15 protein-coding genes are annotated in these 17,659 nt (G+C 66.3%); 4 read left to right on the top strand and 11 right to left on the bottom strand.

Annotation, left to right across the window (positions count from 1 at the left end; all coding sequences use genetic code 11):
* Nucleotides 1-34 precede the first annotated feature (34 nt).
* The 4 genes from SVTN_RS40280 to SVTN_RS40265 form a co-directional block, all read right to left on the bottom strand.
* Complete coding sequence (locus tag SVTN_RS40280; protein ID WP_041134892.1) at nucleotides 35-937, bottom strand: hypothetical protein; 903 nt, start codon at nucleotides 935-937, stop codon at nucleotides 35-37.
* A gap of 104 nt (nucleotides 938-1,041) precedes the next feature.
* Nucleotides 1,042-1,317 (bottom strand): hypothetical protein, encoded by a 276-nt coding sequence (locus SVTN_RS40275; protein ID WP_041134891.1) that lies wholly within the window; start codon nucleotides 1,315-1,317, stop codon nucleotides 1,042-1,044.
* 125 nt (nucleotides 1,318-1,442) lie between these two features.
* The gene (locus SVTN_RS40270) at nucleotides 1,443-3,011 is read right to left on the bottom strand and encodes a hypothetical protein (protein ID WP_159026607.1); all 1,569 of its coding nucleotides are present in this window, start codon (nucleotides 3,009-3,011) and stop codon (nucleotides 1,443-1,445) included.
* 41 nt (nucleotides 3,012-3,052) lie between these two features.
* Nucleotides 3,053-3,427: a hypothetical protein gene (locus tag SVTN_RS40265; RefSeq protein WP_159026606.1), complete on the bottom strand. Its 375-nt coding sequence runs from the start codon at nucleotides 3,425-3,427 to the stop codon at nucleotides 3,053-3,055.
* A gap of 238 nt (nucleotides 3,428-3,665) precedes the next feature.
* Here SVTN_RS40265 and SVTN_RS40260 point away from each other — a divergent pair, with 238 nt between their 5' ends.
* Both SVTN_RS40260 and SVTN_RS42965 read left to right on the top strand, forming a co-directional pair.
* Nucleotides 3,666-4,895 (top strand): IS701 family transposase, encoded by a 1,230-nt coding sequence (locus SVTN_RS40260; RefSeq protein WP_078908864.1) that lies wholly within the window; start codon nucleotides 3,666-3,668, stop codon nucleotides 4,893-4,895.
* 161 nt (nucleotides 4,896-5,056) lie between these two features.
* Nucleotides 5,057-5,901, top strand: a protein-coding gene (locus SVTN_RS42965) for an IS5 family transposase (RefSeq protein WP_425429073.1) whose coding sequence is annotated in 2 segments (ribosomal slippage) — nucleotides 5,057-5,395 and nucleotides 5,398-5,901 — 843 coding nt in all. Because the reading frame shifts where the segments join, the coding sequence is not laid out codon by codon here.
* Here the strand turns inward: SVTN_RS42965 and SVTN_RS40250 are convergent.
* On the bottom strand, nucleotides 5,890-6,366 hold the full coding sequence (locus SVTN_RS40250; RefSeq protein WP_041134886.1) for a hypothetical protein: 477 nt from the start codon (nucleotides 6,364-6,366) through the stop codon (nucleotides 5,890-5,892). The genes SVTN_RS42965 and SVTN_RS40250 overlap by 12 nt on opposite strands.
* Nucleotides 6,367-6,621: 255 nt before the next feature.
* Here SVTN_RS40250 and SVTN_RS40245 point away from each other — a divergent pair, with 255 nt between their 5' ends.
* Both SVTN_RS40245 and SVTN_RS40240 read left to right on the top strand, forming a co-directional pair.
* Entirely contained in the window at nucleotides 6,622-7,629 is a 1,008-nt protein-coding gene (locus tag SVTN_RS40245; RefSeq protein WP_052499833.1) for a hypothetical protein, read from the top strand.
* A 105-nt stretch (nucleotides 7,630-7,734) separates the two neighbouring features.
* Nucleotides 7,735-8,625 (top strand): hypothetical protein, encoded by an 891-nt coding sequence (locus SVTN_RS40240; RefSeq protein ID WP_041134885.1) that lies wholly within the window; start codon nucleotides 7,735-7,737, stop codon nucleotides 8,623-8,625.
* Between the two features lie 208 nt (nucleotides 8,626-8,833).
* Here SVTN_RS40240 and SVTN_RS40235 read toward each other — a convergent pair whose 3' ends face one another.
* From SVTN_RS40235 to SVTN_RS40210, 6 genes are all read right to left on the bottom strand, one after another.
* Entirely contained in the window at nucleotides 8,834-9,505 is a 672-nt protein-coding gene (locus SVTN_RS40235; RefSeq protein WP_159026605.1) for a hypothetical protein, read from the bottom strand.
* A gap of 377 nt (nucleotides 9,506-9,882) precedes the next feature.
* Nucleotides 9,883-10,419 carry a hypothetical protein gene (locus tag SVTN_RS40230; RefSeq protein WP_041134883.1) on the bottom strand — a complete coding sequence of 179 codons (537 nt, stop codon included), beginning with the start codon at nucleotides 10,417-10,419 and terminating at the stop codon, nucleotides 9,883-9,885.
* 316 nt (nucleotides 10,420-10,735) lie between these two features.
* Nucleotides 10,736-11,197: a helix-turn-helix domain-containing protein gene (locus SVTN_RS44060; protein WP_107072812.1), complete on the bottom strand. Its 462-nt coding sequence runs from the start codon at nucleotides 11,195-11,197 to the stop codon at nucleotides 10,736-10,738.
* Complete coding sequence (locus SVTN_RS40220; protein ID WP_159026604.1) at nucleotides 11,194-11,580, bottom strand: DUF6300 family protein; 387 nt, start codon at nucleotides 11,578-11,580, stop codon at nucleotides 11,194-11,196. The genes SVTN_RS44060 and SVTN_RS40220 overlap by 4 nt, the downstream gene beginning before the upstream one ends.
* Nucleotides 11,577-15,164 (bottom strand): DNA polymerase III subunit alpha, encoded by a 3,588-nt coding sequence (gene dnaE / locus SVTN_RS40215; protein ID WP_041134880.1) that lies wholly within the window; start codon nucleotides 15,162-15,164, stop codon nucleotides 11,577-11,579. The genes SVTN_RS40220 and dnaE overlap by 4 nt, the downstream gene beginning before the upstream one ends.
* A 518-nt stretch (nucleotides 15,165-15,682) precedes the next feature.
* Entirely contained in the window at nucleotides 15,683-17,644 is a 1,962-nt protein-coding gene (locus SVTN_RS40210) for a carbamoyltransferase C-terminal domain-containing protein (protein WP_052499832.1), read from the bottom strand.
* Between the last annotated feature and the right edge of the window lie 15 nt (nucleotides 17,645-17,659).

The raw sequence follows: 17,659 nt of genomic DNA, 5'->3' as shown, positions 1-17,659 counted from the left end.
CGATGGTGTCGGGTTCTCCAGCATGCAGGTGAAGTCACGCTGGCGCCTCGGTCAGGGGCACCGGACCGAGGGGCGTGACCGTCTCCAGCAGATCAGCGCGCCACACCACGATCTGCGTGGTGTCGAATCCGTACCAGCCCGTCCCTCGGGCACTGCGCAGCAGAGGATCCTGCGTCGTCCACCACCGAAGACGTTCCTGGTCCTGGTGCTCGAAGTGATACGGCGCCGAGGTGAGGACGGCCGGACGGCCGCCGAGCAGCCAGCCCACCGTGTGGTCCAGCCAGTACGCGTCCAGGGCAGGAGGATCCTGGCGTGTGCACGCGCCGTCCCTGCACTGACGGGAGGAGGATCGCTGCAGCCACCGGGGGCAGCAGCCCGTCGAGCTCTGCCGCAGCCCATGCTCCTCGGCCCAGGCGACCAGCAGCTCCTGCGCCTCCAGTCGGCCTTGTACCGCAGCCTCGTATGCGTCCTGTGACTTGTAGGAAGAGCGAGCAGCCGGCGTCAGTCCGTACGGCCACTTCACAGCGCCGGGAGACCCGCCCAGCACGGCGGCCGCACGCGTCGACAGCTCCATGCCCTTCCAACCCACCTGCTTCTTCCGAGAGCCGCCCGGGTTTGGACCCTGCCCGAGTGTGCTGTAGCTCCGTCCCGCGACGCGATCCTCCTCAGGGGCATTTCCGATGTCCCGGTCGCGGTGCCGGGCGCCGACGTCCTGACGGCGCGTGTGCAGAAGGTGCAATGGGTCATGGCTTTTCGGCTCGTGGCCGAGCAGCCTCACGGTTTTGTCCTTGCGCTGGAGAGCGGCCTGCTTGCGAGGCGCGTCGCACGGTGTACCAGCGACGGCCTTGCAGGTAGGGCAGGGGTGGGCAAGTACGTAGTCATGGAGCGGCGCGAAGGGGATGTTCTTCGCGTCCTCTCCCCCGGTGTTCTCGGGCATCGGGGGCTCTCCTCCTGAGGGCGGTGTTGCAGGAAGTCAGGACCGGCCTGGACCGAGCGCTACGGTGTCCGATTACTCTGCCGGTCCCGGCCGTGGGTGGGAGCTCAGCTGTAGTCGAAGTGAGCCTGACGCCGGTCCATCTCCCGGTCGAACTCTTCGAGCCGGGCAAGGAACGGGGCGAACGCCGTCTGTGCCTGAGCTGCAGTGATCTGGCCGACGGTGATGGCGGCGAGGATCTCCAGTACGGCGGGGAGCTCGACGGCCGCGCCCCAGCCTGGCTTGTCCGTGCGGTGCTTGGAGTAGACCGCGCCCACGGATCCGGCGACGCCGGGCAGGAGGAGGGGGCCGGCGGTGAGGTCACGGGTGACGTCGTACGGCATCGGATGGCTCTCCAGACTGGTCGGGTGAGATGGATCAGGCCGTTGCGCGCGGCTTGCGGAGGCCCGCGGGCGGCTGTTGTCAGAGGCAGAGCGCGAGCGGCGTGGACGATGGCGTCGGCTGCCGCTCATACCCAGAAGGGACCGCCGCGCTGGGACAGAACGGTGGGGGCGGGGGTGGCCTCGAGGACGGCTTGCCGCCACAGGGTGCGGTTGCGGTAGGAGATCTTGTCGATGTCCTGGGGGTTGTGGTGCCACTCGGCCAGGTGCTGGGCGACGGCGGCGAGGACAGGCGTGCCGCTGTCCGGTGTCTCCTGCGGTTTCGCCGCGGCGTGGAGGGCGGCCACGGCGGCGCGGGCCGGATAGTAGCTCAACGGCATCGTAGGGTCCGCGGCGTCGATCCCCTGCCGGAGCGCAGTGATCGCCTCCTGGAGGTGCTCGTCGTCGTTTGTGAGGGGAAGGGTCAGCAGGGCTTCCAGGAGCAGGGTGGCCTCGGCGGTGTTCAGCGGGGTGATGTTGCTGCCGCTGAAGGTGTGGTGGAAGATCCGCAGGAACACGTCGGTGAGATGGGGCGTGGCCCGTCGGTGATACAGGCAGTGGGTGCACAGCCAGGCCATGGGCAGGTACGGCTCCCGTGGGCGAGGCATCCGGCCGATGAGTTCACCGGCCGGCACCGGGGTGGCGCACAGGCTGCAGGAGGAGTCCACGGCGGCGTTCTTCGTGTGGATTGGCGCAGTCAGGCCGCCGGGCTCCGGCGGCGCGGGATGGGTGTAGGCGCGGTACGAGTCGGGGTTCTTCAGCCAGGCCCGGGCCTGGACGATGGCGTCACGCAGCTGTTCGTCCGTCGCCTCGGCACGCCTGGACACGCCCATCCAGTCGTTCAGCCGGATCTGGACGGCGGGGATCGGTTCGCCGGACATGCCCGACAGCGGCCCCACGTAGGTGGCGAGGAGTTTCCGGAGCTCGGGCCCGTGCAGCGTGTCGGGATCCTCGTCGAAGGAGGAGTGGAGGTCGGCCGGCATGGACGACAGGTCATCGAGCCATCGCTCGGCGTTGGTGAGCGCGGCACCGAGCTGGGTCAGTGAGGCCCCTGTCCTCGTTTTCACCCCGCTCGAGTCGTTGATGATCGTGTTGACGTGGCGCCCGTGGGTGCGCGTTGCGGTGGACAGCTTCGTCACCATCACGTTGAGCCGTTGCCTGGCCTGGCCCTCGGTGAGCAGGACGAGCGGTTCGCAGGTCCGGCACGGGGCATCGGCCGAGGCCGCCGGCTGTTCGCCGCACCGTCCGCAGACGAATCCCGGGCAGGCTGAGCACAGCGTGCCGAAGGCCTTGCTCTCCTCGGGGGCGAACGGATGCCGCTGGTCCCGGCACAGCTGCTGCGCGACCGGCCAGCACGCGCCCACGCAGTTCTCCGTGGCCGCTGCGGCACCGGGTTGCCGGATCAGGGCCTCGCGCACGGTCGGCCACAGCACGGTCGAGCAGGTGCCGGCCAGGGCCTCGTGCTGCCATGTCTCGGACTGCGCGGCCTGGTAGGCGGCCAGCAGACGCTCGTCGCTGCCGTTGGCCACCTTGCGGTGCTCGTGGTCGTCGAGGCAGTCGCAGCTCAGACGCTCGGCGTACCCGCAGAACTCGGCACCGACAAGACCGCATTGAGGGCACATCGTCCACTGGTAGAGCGAGTCGCCGTAGGCGCTCATCCCGTTCTTCTCGTACAACCGCCAGGGCCCGTCCCACGGGGTCAGGCGCCCCCACGAGTCGACGCCCGGCACGTCGTCGGGAAAAAGGGCCCCTCGGCCAGCAGCGTCGTGCCGCGCCACTTCTTCGGAACTTCCACCGGCGGGCACCAGTCGGGCTCCTCGCCACCCCTGTCCAGCCACTCGTCCTGCCCTTCGGCCGCCATCGCGAACCGGTCCCACCACACCGGGGCTTCCACCTCGGCCGCGAACCAGATCCGCTGCTCGGGCAGCCAGAACGCCGGCGTGCACGGTGATCCCTCGTCGTCGTGGAACGTCACCGGCTCGTACGCCCATGGCACCTGCAGATGGTCGAAGAACACCGACCAGCGCGCATGGAGCTCCGTCTGGAACTCCATCCTGATCACTTCGTACGCCACGAACGCTCCCCACCGCCGCACCTGGGCTGCTTGCCGGATCTCACCCTCCACCCGGCTGCAGCGACACATCCCAACCCGTCACTGGATCAGCCCAATCGCGTCCCTCCGCCGAGGTACGGGCCTCTCAGCGCCATGACGCAGCCCGCAGGAGAGCCCTTTCGGGGAGTACGGCGGAGGGGCGCCTAGTAGTGCTTCGTTACGTCGGGTGATCTCGGCTGGTGGTGGGCATCTTCCGGTCATGAGGCTGGGGGAGGTGGAACGGCTCCGGGGTGAGTTGTCGGAGTTCGTTGCCGATGTGTTCGCCTCGCTTCCGCGGCGGGATCAGCGGCGGTGGGGCGGGTGTTATCTGCGGGGTCTGATGCTGGACGGGCGGCGGAAGTCGATCCAGCCGATGGCCGAGCGGCTGCCGGACGGAAACATGCAGGCCCTGCAGCAGTTCGTGAACCAGTCACCGTGGGATCCGCTGCCGGTGCGGCGGCGGATCGCCGAGCGATTGAGCGAGGCGATCGCGCCCGAGGTGTGGGTGATCGACGATGTGTCGTTCCCCAAGTGCGGCACCGCTTCGGTGGGGGTGGCCCGACAGTACTGCGGAACGTTGGGCAAGCGGGCAAACTGCCAGGTCGCGGTCAGCGTCCACGCGGCCACCGACACGGCGTCGTGTCCGCTGGAGTGGGAGTTGTTTCTGCCCGAGGAATGGGCGGACGACGAGGGACGGCGAAGGAGAGCAGGGGTTCCCGACGGGATCGGGCACGTCTCCAAGCTTCATCTGGCCCTCGGACTGGTGGACCGGCTGGCAGGGCAGGGCCTGGCGGTGCCGGTGATCGTGGCCGATGCCGGCTACGGCCGCAGCGTCTCGTTCCGGCTCGCGCTGGAGGAACGCGGCTGGTCGTATGTGATGGCGGTCGACCCCAAGGAGATCGCCCGCCCGGCCGCGGCCGAGCCGTTCCAGCCCGCCTACGGGGGTCTGGGACCGCCCACGCTGCCCCGCTATCGCGAGCCGGCCCGGCCCCTGGCCTCGTTCATCACCCCGGACACCTCGTTCCAACAAGTCGCCTGGCGGCAGGGCAGCAAGGGCCGGATGACCTCCCGTTTCGCCGTGGTCGAGGTCAGGCCGTCGGGCAAGGAAGCCTGCCGCACCGCCCAGGAACAGGCCGGAGGACGCAGCCGCTGGGACGGTGTCCTGCCGCTGCGGACCCTGCTGGTCGAACAGCCCGAAGACACCGACGAACCGACCGGCTACTGGATGACCAACCTGCCCGCCGGCACACCCATCGCCGACCTGGTCCGCTGGGCGAAGATGCGCTGGCGCATCGAACACGACTACCGCGAACTCAAACACGGCCTGGGCCTGGACCATTTCGAAGGCCGGACCTGGCGTGGCTGGCATCATCACGTCACCCTCGTCACCGCCGCCCAGGCCTTCCTCACCCTGCGGCGGCTCGACCCAAAAGCACACACGCCGGCCTGACGCTCTACCAGGTCCTCGACGCCCTCCAGGACCTGCTGCAGTGCTGGACCGGCACCTGCACCACCTGCGGCCGACGCCTACCCCGCAACAGAACCAGACTGAGAACCTAACGAAGCACTACTAGGCCGTTTCCTGAGGATCATCTGATCGGTTGTTGATGTGTGTCGTTGACCGATGCCCAGTGGGCGCGCATTGAGCCGTTGCTGCCGGATCGGACGCCTCGGCGGGGTGGGCGATGGCGTGATCACCGGCAGGTGATCGACGCGATCGCGTTCAAGTACCGCACGGGGACGCCGTGGATGGACCTGCCCGAACGCTTTGGGTCGTGGAAGGGGGTGCACAACCGGCTGCGGGTGTGGGCCGCCGACGGCACCTGGAAGCGGGTGTTGACGGCTTTGCTCGCCCAGGCCGATGCGGAAGGCGACCTGGAATGGAACGTCGCCGTCGACTCCACGGTCGTGCGGGCACATCAGCACGCGGCAGGGGCCCGTCAAAAGGGGCCCCTGCCGGCGAGCCGGACCACCATGCCCTTGGACGCTCCCGCGGTGGCCTGACCACGAAGATTCACCTCGCGGCCGACAGCCGGTGCCGACCCCTGGCGTTTGTCGTTACGCCGGGTCAGGCTGGAGATGCACCTGCATTCGAGCAGGTCATGGACCGGATCCGGGTGCCCCGACCTGTCGGCAGGCCACGGACGACGCCTGCGATGGTCCTGGCGGACAAAGCCTATTCATCCCGGGCGATCCGCCGTCATCTGCGGCAACGCGGAATCCGGGCGGTGATCCCGCAGCCTGCCGACCAGGCGGCCAACCGAAAGCGACTGGGTAGCCGCGGCGGCCGGCCGCCAGCCTTCGACCGCGAGGCTTACAAGCAGCGCAATACCGTTGAGCGCTGCATCAACAAGCTCAAACAGTGGCGCGGCATCGCCACACGCTATGACAAGACCGCCACCATTTACCTGGCCGGACTCCATGTCGCAGCCATCTTCCTGTGGTCAGCACGGTGACATGGGCGCAGGAGCCACAGGCTCTGGCAGATCCGGCATGGCCAAGAGCATGGCCTGGATCTCTGCATCACCTTCGTCGGCTGCCCATGCACGCAGGGACTGGAGCACAGAGTTGAGGCTTTCGACGACACCGCGGAGCGGTGCGGTGATGTCTGTAACCACAGCAGGATTCGCCTCGTCGCTGTCACATACACCTGCAATCCGGACCAGACGCGGGCTTCCAGACGTAGCAGCCACCGGGATCATCTTCACAAAGTACGAGCCATCGAAGAAGTAGGCGTCCCGAGTCTCACCCTTCAGCACCTCCTGCACGGCTGTGTGGAGCGAGCCGAAGACCGAGAGAGGAGAGTCGTGCCAACCGGACTCGGGGAAATCAGTTCCTCCCAGCCTGAGCCACACCACCCCAGCTGCGAACAGCGGTCCCCTCACTTCCAGTGTCTCGACCGGGAGCTTCAACTCGAACACTCTTCACAGCCTCCCCTACGCCGACCCGACACCGCGCGACACGCTACAGCCCCTTGCCGCAGGAGGACTCTCTCAGCGCCCCAGCCTCCCACTTGCCCGGCTGGTGATCGAAAGGAAACGGCCTAGCGCCCGTCAACGCCGGATGAGCGGTGACACGTTCAGGCGGAGCCGACCACCTGGGGAGTGAAGAAAGTGTCCGGCGCCACGAGCCAGGGGGCATTGTGGGCGCTCCCAGGTCGCATCCGGGAGGTACGTGTGAGCGACGGCAGCGACGACGCTGAGTTCGGACAGGGCAGCTTCGACCTGAGCATCGACCTCCTCCTCGGCATCGATCTCGCCAGGCTCCGCCGCGATCGGCTGTGCGATCTCCTGGAGAAGGGGCTCGCGATGCGGCAGGCGATCCGGCAGCGGCCCGACCCGCAGCAGAAGGTGGCACGCGCCATCGGTCTGAACAAGCTCCAAGGCCTGGACGAGCACGATCTGCGCGAGGCGCTCCGGGTGCTCGACTCCTGGTTCCGGGAGCCCTCGGAAGAGCCCCCGCCGGCTCGGCGCTCCCGGTTCGACCGGCCGACGGGCGTGGGACAGCTGCCCGTCCCCAGGTGCGTAAAGAAGGCGCTGGCTACCCAGGCCTGCGGACTGTGTGCAGACCCGATCAAGCCGGGTGACGAGATCGGGCGGATGCGGCCGTTGAAGAAGCCCCGCAATGGCGGGTTCCCCATGATGGGGTGGCTGTGCCGGCACTGCCTCTTCGACCGCCGCGAGACACCAAGGCGCCGAGACCTTCTGATCCGCTTCTTCCACCACCTGCTCAACACCTCGGCCGTGGGACTCAACGCGCGCGAGTGCGATCTCCTGCACACGTGGCTGACGAGCGGCACCGCCCGGAGTTCGCAGGCCTGGCGAGACGATCCGCTGGACGCCACGCTGGTCCGGCTGGCCACCAGCGTCACTGAGGACAAGCCCAACACCTGGGTCGCGTTTCCCACCAGCGTGACCATTCTGAAGGCGCTGCAGACCGCAGAGACGGAAGGCCCCGACACCTGCCTTCTCGCCGACGTCCTCCAGCACGTGCAGGAGTGGGACACGAACCCTCAGGGTGTGGATCACGCTCGGTACGGGACAGGAGTCGCCTACCGGCAGCAGGTCCTCGCACGCACGACCCGGCCGACGTTCCTGTCCGACCTCGGCGGCCCCTTCTTCCTCCACAAGGCACCCGACCCGGCCGACGAAGACACCGAGACGGCCAGCGCCGAACCCAGCTGAGCCCGGGACCTCTGGGAGAGCTGTCAGAACGCCCGCCATGCCGCACGGCCGGAGTGGCCGGCAAAGAAATCCACGCGGTATCGAGACCGAGGAAGCCCAACGACTATGCCGAAGAAACGGAAGACGAACCGGACATCCCCCAAGCGAGCCCCCCGACAGCCGGCAAGTGCGCTTCCGGCCTCCGACCGGGACGAGGACTGGGAGGACTCTGAGGACTACGTCTCGGACGTCCTGCACCTGGATGCCACGTACGCGACACCCGCGGACGCCGTGAAAGCGTTCCTGGACGGCGTCACCGTGGAGTGGATCGGCAGTGTAGACGGGGCGAGGATGCGGCACCGGGTTGCCCGAGGCGGCGACGGCAGAGAAGCGATCGAGCAGGCCGTCTTCGTGGCCGGGCCGCTGGAGCGAATGCTGGTCTGCGCTTGGCACCAGGCCGGCCCCGAGGGGCAGACCCGGATGAGCGAGGACGTTCTGGCCGTGCTGGACGTCCTGCAGTCGGCAATTCGGCCCGTCGTCGAGGCAGAGGTACGCAAGTTCCGTCCCGACTACACCGCAGCGACCCTCGAAGCGTTCCGCGAAGCACCCGAACCGCACGGCACCGGCATGCCTGTGTTCGGATGGCGGACCTTTCACGCCGTCGAACCGGACACCACCTGGCTGGAGGCCATCGACACAGCGGCCTGGAACAGCTCGATCGCACTCGACAACTGGCACCGCGAAAACGCGATCCCCGAGCTGGAACCCGCCCCGCTCGCGAACCTGCTGCGCCGGCACGACGTGCCCCTGGTGCTGTGCGCCGGATGCGGTGAGGCGATCACCGACCGGCACCCACGCTGGACGGGAACATGGATGAGTCTCGACAGCGACGGTGGTGCGCTGTGCGCGCTCAGCCTCGAGCCGCGCTCAGAACCGCTCCGACATCCGTCTCCGCGGTTCAGCTGGCTCACCGACAACGAATTCGGCGACCCGCACCACCCCGTCGCCTGCTCTTGAAAGAGCGCGCCGTTTGGGCACCGGAGGCAGCCCACCGGGATGCCATCGCAGTCCGTCATGTGAACAAGCTGGCCATCGCCCTGTTGTCTGTCCCCTCTTCGGGGCGGTTTGCCGGACCTGGCCCCGGCGCTCACGGCCAGTGCGCAGCGCAGGTCCGGTATCCGCGATGGGCCCTTGGATCACCCGGCGGACTTGCGAGGCCGCGCAGTCAGTCGAGGGTGCCGGGCGGGTGCTTGACCATGTGCTTCGCCGTCGCGTCCCACACCCAGATCTCCGACTGCCGCCACAGCTCAGGGTAGTGCTGCCGTGGCCGAGCACTCGGGGTCTCGCCCGGCCCGAGGCATAGCTCGCCGCTCTCGGCGTTGATCCAGTCATTCGTGTCGACGAGCGACGGCCGCCACGTCTCGTCACCGATCAGGATCGCTCGAAGCGCGTTCAGGCGGACACCCTTGGACGGCAGCCGCCACTCACGCTCGTGCAGCCACGTGGACTTCTCCCCGGTGCGGACCGCCCAGTGCTCCAGCCCCACCCTCTCGAACTTCTCGTACACCTTGTCGGGCACGTAGGACACCGAGCCACCACCGCAGCCCATCACCTGAGAGCGGCTGACCACCACGCCCCACGGACTGAACAGGCCTCCGGCAATCAGGTACGCCAGCTGTTCCGGCGGGCACTCCGAGAAACACACGCACGCCTGCCGGACGCCGAACGGCGGGAACGCCAACAGCTTCCGCTGCGTGATGATCGAGTCAAGGCGCTCTGACGCTTTCATGCGCTGTATCTCTTCGGGCACATCGCGGGGACGGTTCCCGTTCCTTCCGGTGAAGTGGAACAGGTCATCGCTCTGCGCCGGCCCTACGAATCCCAGCTCTGTGATCACAGTCCCCATGTTCCCTCAGCACGGTGAGGCGATCACGAGCCAGCACCCGGGATGAGCGGAGGGTACGGATGAGCCTTGACAGCGAGAGCAGTCTCGATACACCCGCAACACCTCCTGACCGGCTGAGGGTGCCGGGTCTGGCTACGTAGGCGAGAACGGGCTCTGGTCCACTTTCCGTGAAGTCGAAGCGCTCCTCGGTATCCGAGGCCTGAGACCCTGGTGAACCGGCAGGTCGGCGGCTTACCCAGAGGCGGGCGCGAGCCCGGCCGGCGTGGTTCACGGAAATTGAGCCAGAACCCCTTCTTCGCGTACAAAGCCACACGAGAAGGCACCATGTGGGGCCACCTACGTGTCGCTGTCGTCGCTGTGGCTACAGCTCAGGGGGCGCAGATCCCACCTGGCGTCTCGCGGTTGTAACTCACCTCCGCCTGACGGGATCGCGATTCCGTACCGCTGGGGGCGGGGGTAAGGGAACACCAGACCCTGATGATGCCCTTCGTAACGCTGTCCAGGACGCCTTCCCAGGGAATGGTGTAGCTGGCTTCGGAGGTGTCCGCAGCGACGGTAATGACGTCCTGTGTCTGGACACCCGGAAGCCCCGGTTCGTAACCGGCAGCAACCACGACGTTGAAGGTGATCTTGTCCCCGGCTTTGAAGGGCCGCTTGAGCGTGACGGGGACACCCCTCCAAGGCTCGCTCCTGCAATTGACAACGCCCCAGAAGCTCGCGCTGGGGAATTCCGGTACACCGAGATCGGTGGGCATTGGCTCTCCTGATCGGTGGATGTGGGGCGAGAGGTCTGACTCTGCCTTGACGATCATCGTTGAGGACGCCGGATCGGGGTAGAAGGTATCGGCGAAGCTGGCCGAATCCGCTCGCTCGCCCGTGTGGCCAGAGAAGTCCGTGGTCGACACGCCCGGGTCTCATTGCTCCGATGCGCACACCTTGCACATCAAACAGATCAAGGAGCCACGCCTCCCCGATCGGCGAACATGTTCGTCGGTTCTCGGCCGTGTCACGCCCAGAAAGATCTGCCCCTTACATGCTCGCACCATGCAGTCTGCACATTTCACAGAGTGCAGACGCACAGTCTCCCTATCAGAGCCACTCTGGCGACTCTACCGGTCTGTGGTGGGCCTGGACGCCTGTCTGGTCGTGCAGTGCGGGCCCGAAGGCAAGGAGATGGTTTACGGGAGCGAGGCGGGCACGCATTCCTCTGCCGACTGGGCACTAATCGCCCAGATCGCCTGATATCCGTGCGCGGATGGTGGGTGGAGAGACTCCGTAAGAGCGCGCAATGGAGCGGATGGACTCACCCTGGGCATGGCGGTCACGGATCTCGTCATCGGGGAGGTTCACCCCGCGGTGTCCCACGCGCCGAACGACGCCCTCCTCATCAAGACGACTGGCCACGGTATGGCGGCTTACCCCGAGCTCTGCGGCGATCTGCTTGATCTCCTGCCGCTCGACGAGATAGCGCCGAACGATCTCCTTGTTCGATAGCGGAAGGTTTGCCCGGATCCCGCGCCGAGGTATGTCGTACCTTTCCAGCAGCCGGAAGATCGACCGCTCGCTGACGGAGAATTCCTCAGCCAGACAACGGGCTGCCTCGCCAGCCTCGTACCGGTCCAGGACTTCCTGGACCGGTATCCGGTCCTCCAGAGGTGCCGGACGGGGGCGCTTGGCTCTCACCGCACTGCGTCGCCATCGAGGCCGTCAGCCTCATCGTTGTCCAGTTCCCCGCGAAGCCATGCCTTGTGCTCTGCGTCCAGGCGTTCCATGTCGACGGACTTGTGGCGTACGACGTCGAGCCATGCGGCCATCAGGTCGGTGAAGACCGTCAGGTTCTGCTCGCTCAGCTGTCCATCCACCGTGAACAGGGCCAGCAGCGCGTCCGCGCTGGGCTCTCCACGATCGCACTCTGGGCATAGAGCGACCGCTCGAACGCCGGTCACGTCCTGCTCCGTAGCGTTTTTCCAGGTGTGCGGGAATTCCGCCTTGAGCAGGGTCAGGCCGCCGCACTGCGCGCACGCAGGCGGGTCGTTGAGGCTGAGGACGATCTCCTCCTCACTCACGCCACACCCGCCCATGCGTCGGGCCCGAAGGTGCCCTTGATGTCGGACGCGACCGAGGTCGGGTCCACCAGGAAGCCCAGCTCGTAGAGGACGGTCTTGGTCGGGGTCTGCACCTTCATCCGGACGGGGGTCTCTCCCTTGTGAGCGGAGAGGATTCTCTTGAGGCGGATGACTGTCGGCTCGTTGATCTTGTAGTAGGGGAAGGAGAGCATGACCGGCGGCCGGCCGCCGGTCTCCGCCGAGGAGACGTCCAGGATCTGGATCTCCTGCCCGAAGATGCTGACCACGCCGTCACGATCGTTGAGACGCCCTTGGACGGAGACCACGGAGTCAGGGATCAGGGCGTGCTCGACGAGGCTGTAAACCGCGGGGAAGAAGAGGATTTCCATCTCGCCGTCACGGTCAGCGAGCTTGATGATCGCCCAGGCGTTGCCCTGTTTGGTCATCCGGCGCTCTACGCCCGTGATGAGGCCGGACAACTGCACGGTGCCTTCTGTGCGGCCGGATGCAAGGAGCTCGCTGATCGTCGTGTCGCGGTTACGCGACAGGATGTGCTCTGTGCCGTCGAGGGGGTGGGCGGACACGTATAGGCCGAGCATCTCGCGTTCGGCGGCGAGGAGCTGCTTGCGCGGCCACTCGGTCTCATCAATGGGGAAGTCCAGGCCGAAGGCGGGCTCGTCACCGTCGCTGCCGAGGTCGCCGAACAGGTCGTCCTGGCCGATCGCCGCTTGCTTCTTCACCGGAATGATCGCGTCGATGGCGTCTTCGTGCGCGGCGGACAGTCCCTTGCGGGTGTGGTGCAGAGAGTCGAAGGCGCCGGCCTTGATCAAGGACTCGACGGCCCGCTTGTTGAGGGCCCCGATGTCGGCCTTGTCGAGGAAGTCGGGGAAGGAGCTGTACTTGCCCTTGGCCTTGCGGGCAGCAACCAGGGACTCGATGACGCCTTCGCCGACGTTGCGGACCGAACGGAGCCCGAACCGGACGTCATCGCCGATGGCGGTGAAGTCGGCCACGGACTCGTTGATGTCCGGCTGGAGCACCCGGACGCCCATCTTCCTGGCGTCGGCCAGGTAGATTGCGGCCTTGTCCTTGTCGTCGCCAACGGAGGTGAGAAGCGCGGCCATGTACTCGGCGGGATAGTTGGCCTTGAGGTAAGCGGTCCAGTATGAGACAAGTCCGTAGCCGGCGGTGTGGGACTTGTTGAACGCGTATCCCGAGAAGGGGAGCATGACGTCCCACAGGGCCTTGATGGATTCCTCGGAGTAGCCGTTCTCCTTCATACCGCCGTGGAACTTCTCCCACTCTGCGGCCAGCACCTCGGGCTTCTTCTTACCCATAGCGCGGCGCAGGAGGTCTGCGCCACCCAGGGTGTAGCCGGCGAGCTGACGGGCGATGGCCATGATCTGCTCTTGGTAGATGAGCAGGTGGAAGGTGTTCCCGAGGATCGGCTCCAGGGCATCGCGGAGCTCGGGGTGGATCGGCTCGATCTCCTGCCGGCCGGTCTTGCGGTGCGCGTAGTTCGTGTGCGCGTTCGCCGCCATGGGGCCAGGCCGGTACAGGGCGAGAGCGGCCGCGATGTCTTCGAAGCGGCTGGGCTCCATCAGCTTCAGCAGGGTGCGCATGCCGCCGCCGTCGAGCTGGAACACGCCGAAGGTGTCACCGCGGGCCAGGAGCTCGAAGGTGGTGGCGTCGTCCAGCGGGATCGGCTTGGCGCCGTCCTGCGGGACGGTGTCGGTGGTGATCTGAATGCCGCGGTTCTCGCGGACGTTCTGGATGGCCTGGTCGATCACGCCCAGGTTCCGCAGCCCCAGGAAGTCCATCTTGACCAGCCCCATGTTTTCGCAACTGGGGTAGTCGAAGCCGGTGATCTTGACGCCGTCCTTGGCCCGCATGTGGAGCGGGATGCGATCGGTGAGCCGCGTCTTGGACAGGATGACCGCTGCCGCGTGAACGCCGGTGTTGCGGATCAGACCCTCGACGCCTTTGGCACCGTCGATGACCTTCTTGACGTCTGGCTCGTTGGCGTACATCGTCCGGATCTCGCCGGCCTCCCCGTAGCGGGGGTGGCTTTCGTCGAAGATCCCGTTGATCGGGATGGACTTGCCCATCACGTCCGGCGGCAGGGCCTTGGTGATCCGCTCGCCGTGGCTGAACGGGTAGCCCAGGAGCCGCGACGTGTCCTTGATCGCGTTCTTGGCCTTGAGCTTGCCGAAGGTGTTCACCATGGCGGTGTACTCGTCGCCGTACTTGTCGACGACGTAGCGCACCATCCGGTCGCGCTGGCGGTCGTCGAAGTCGAGGTCGACATCCGGCGGATTGATTCGCTCGGGGTTTAGGAACCGCTCGAAGAGCAGTCCGTGCTCCAGCGGGCACAGCTCGGTGATACGGGTGGCGTAGGCGACGATCGAGCCGGTCGCCGATCCACGGCCGGGGCCGACGGGGATCTTTTGCTCGCGGGCGTACCGGCAGATGTCGGCGACCACGAGGAAGTAGCTGGAGAAGTTCATCGGACCGATGACCGACATCTCGGTCTCGAATCGCTCCAGGACCTCGGCGGGGATCGGGTCGCCGTAGCGCATCGCGAGGCCCTTGAGGCACTCCTTGCGCAGCCAGGACTCCTGCGTCTCGCCCTCCGGGACACCGGGGTAGTTCGGCATCTCGTCGACGTTCTCGAACACCGACGCGTACGACTCGATGCGCTCCGCGATCAGCAGCGTGTTGTCGCACGCCTCGGGAAGCTCCGAGAACAGCTCCCGCATCTCGGCCGCGGTCTTGAGGTAGTAGCCGGTGCCGTTGAACTTAAACCGGCCCGGGTCGTCCTTGTTCTTGCCCACGCCGATGCACAGCAGGTTGTCGTGTGCGTCGGCGTGCTCTTCGAGAACGTAGTGCGCGTCGTTCGTCGCCAGCAGCGGGATGTTCAGTTCCTTCGCCAGCCGCAGCAGGTCGCCACGGACGTTGCGCTCCAGGTCCAGGCCGTGGTCCATCAGCTCCAGGAAGTAGTTCTCCTTGCCGAGGATGTCCTGGTACTGGCCGGCGATCTTCCGGGCCTCGTCGTACTGGTTCAGCCGAATCCTGGTCTGGATGGCACCCGACGGGCAGCCGGTCGTCCCGATGATCCCCTCGGAGTGCTCGGAGATCAGCTCCATGTCCATGCGCGGCTTGCCGGCCGGGAACTGCCCCGTGTAGGACGCTTCGGTCGACAGGTAGAACAGGTTCTGCAGGCCCTTGACGTTCTGCGCCCACATTGTCATGTGAGTGAAACGGCCGCCGCCAGAGACGTCCTTCGAGCCCTCGCCGTCGTCCGACATCGCTCTGACGCCGCCGGGGCCCCAGAACTCCTGCTTGCGGTTGCGGCGGGAGGAGGGGGCGACGTACGCCTCGATCCCGATGATCGGCTTGACGCCCTCGAAGCCCTTGGCCACCTGCTGAAACTCGTACGCACCGAACATGTTCCCGTGATCGCTCATCGCGATCGCAGGCATCCCCTGCCGCTCGACCTCGGCGAACATCGGCTTCAGCCGCTGAGCACCGTCGAGCATCGAGTATTCGGTGTGGTTATGCAGGTGAACAAAGCTGTCGGCCACCGGGGAGGCACCTCCATGACGGGCGGGGGAAGACCTCCACCCTATCTCCGTTGGAGCTGCGAAACGCCGGGCACACAGGGTCCGCCAGGTCGCTTCGGTATCCTACCACGAACCTCGCGGTTACGGAGAGCAGCCTGTCCTGATGGGCCTGTAGTTGTCGCCCCGCCAGCCACGGAGAGCTGTTCTCCACCTGCTGAAAGGTCGCAGATCAAGGGGCATGGGCGGACTCGGAGCGGCTCGAATGACGACTGGCCGATCCTTCATGATCAGGTCAGTGGCTTCCGCAGTGGCCCGCGGACGATCGTCGGGAATCTCGGCTCTGCAGGATCTGGGCGTCCACTCAGCCGGAACGGGGCCGTGGCCAGCTCATGAGGCTGGGGCCGCGTCCAGGCCGTAGCCCGGGCGCGGCCCCCAGGTGGTCATCCAGGCACCCGATCCGACTTCACGCGTTGTGGCCGAAGTTTCCACATCGGATCGAACATTCTAATCAATGCGCAGAATTGATTAGAATATGCCAATCAGAAGGTGTACTTTGCCCCAATTGAAGCGAATTTCTCCCCTCGTTCCCGCATCCGGTTCTCCAGGCGGTCGCGCAGGGCGGGGTCGGCTGCGAACTGGGCATCTACGGCTTCTCGGACCGACCGGGCACCCTCGGCAGTCGTGATGTCTACGCCGTCCATCATGAGGTTGTCGTGCAGGTACCGGTAGAGGTAAACGTCCGGCAGTTGGTGTGGATTGAGCGCCAAGCGGATGTCTCGCTCGGCGTTTTCCGGGACCTCGGTGAACTTCGTATGCGCCCTCGGCCGGGGTTCCCGTTCCGGGTAGGCCTCGAAGCCGGTGAACTCCACGCGTGTGCCGTTGATGTAGGCGACCTTGATCTGCTTGCGCAGGCAGAAGTTCACGGCTTCGGTGATCTTCTCGATGATCGGCTCTCCCTTGTCGTTGAGGGAGGTGTTGCAGAGCATCGGTACGCCGGTGGCCTGGTGGAAGGCCTGGATAAGCCGGTGCAGAGCGGGGTTCTGTTCGCTCGTGAGCGTCTGGACTCGGGCAGAGTAGTCCAGGTGGGCGACCGCAGGTATCCGGCTGCGCCGCTCCCCGCGGATTGTGAAAGTCTCCAGCATGTACGGCGAGGGGCGGGCATCCTCGAACCAGTCGGCCGCGTGCCCTTCGAGGACGACCGGGGCGACGGGGCGCCACCATTCACGCTGTTTGTGCCGGTTGAGCAGTTCCTTCGAAGTGTAGGTGGTGGGGTCGGCAATGAGGCTGCGGTTCCCCAGGGCCCGGGGGCCGATCTCGGAGCGTCCGTTGAACCAGACAACGGGACCTTCTTGCAGGTCAGCGACGGCCGTGGCGTCGTCGTAGGCGCTCACGCCGGCGATGAAGCGGTCGTGGTCGCGGAGCACCTCGTCGAGGGTGTCGTCGCTGCTGCCGAGGTAGGCACCCGGGAAGCGGAAGGAAAACTTCTGCTCGCCGCTCTTCTTAAGGAAGGCGGCCAGAGCCATGCCCAGGGACTGGCCGTCGTCGCCGACGCAGGGGGGTGCGATCAGCTCGGTGAAGCCGTACTTGGCCATAAGGTGGCTGTTGGTAGGGCAGTTGAGGGCGTATCCGCCGGCAAGGGCCAGTCGGGTTTCCGCAGGGTCGATCTGGTGCTCGGCAAGGGCCCGCTCGACGTTGCGCTCCATGATCAGGACGGAGATCGCCTGGACCTCCTTCATGACCGCGCTCACCAGTGACTCGTCCAGTGTGAAGGCGGGGTCGGGAACCAGGGTCTCGGCGACCTGGTCGACGATGGCCGCCAGGGCCGTGGCGGAGGTGATCATCGAGGTGATGTCGTCGAAGGTGAAGCCCTCGAGCACGGCTTGCCGGTCGGACCGGCCGTAGGCTTTGGTCGCGGTGGCCAATGCCATGAGGGTGCCTTCGCGCTGCTTGAAGCGGTCCTTGGCCGCTCCGTAGAGCGGTGCCGGGGAGTCCACCGGGAAGATAGTGATCTTCCCGTCCTGTACGACGCAGCCAGCGAACCACTTCTCCTTGACGGCACGCTCGATGACGAATTCTGGGCCGCGGTCGACTGCGAACCCCAGGATGGTGCCGTTGAAGTACTTGTCGGTGTCGAGCAGCAACGCGCTGTAGAGGTGGGACAGCGCGTGGTAGGCCAGCTGGGGGTAGTCGTCGCCCAGGTGGTAGTCGCTGATGGTGTCGACGTCCGGGGTGCCCCACACCTCGGTCATGTCGTTCAGGGTGAGGCCATGCTCGGCGAGGCGTTCGTCGAGGAAACCGCGGAGGTGGGCTTCGTCGAGGAACGGGGTCCGGTGCTGCTTCTGCCCGCTGATCCGTTCGATCTCCCAGTGGGCGACCAGGGTGACCTCATCCTTCTGCTTGTGCCACAAGGAGAGGTTCGCGTCGTGACGGTAGGTCACGTTGAGGACACGTTGCAGGCCGACGGGGTTGGCGTACACCGAGAGGTAATAGCCGTCCTTCATGGGGTCTCCATCTTG

Origin of the sequence: Streptomyces vietnamensis (assembly GCF_000830005.1) — a bacterium.
Lineage (GTDB): Bacteria > Actinomycetota > Actinomycetes > Streptomycetales > Streptomycetaceae > Streptomyces > Streptomyces vietnamensis.
The sequence above is the reverse complement of the archived record's forward strand: the minus strand, read 5'-3'. Positions and strand labels throughout refer to the sequence as shown.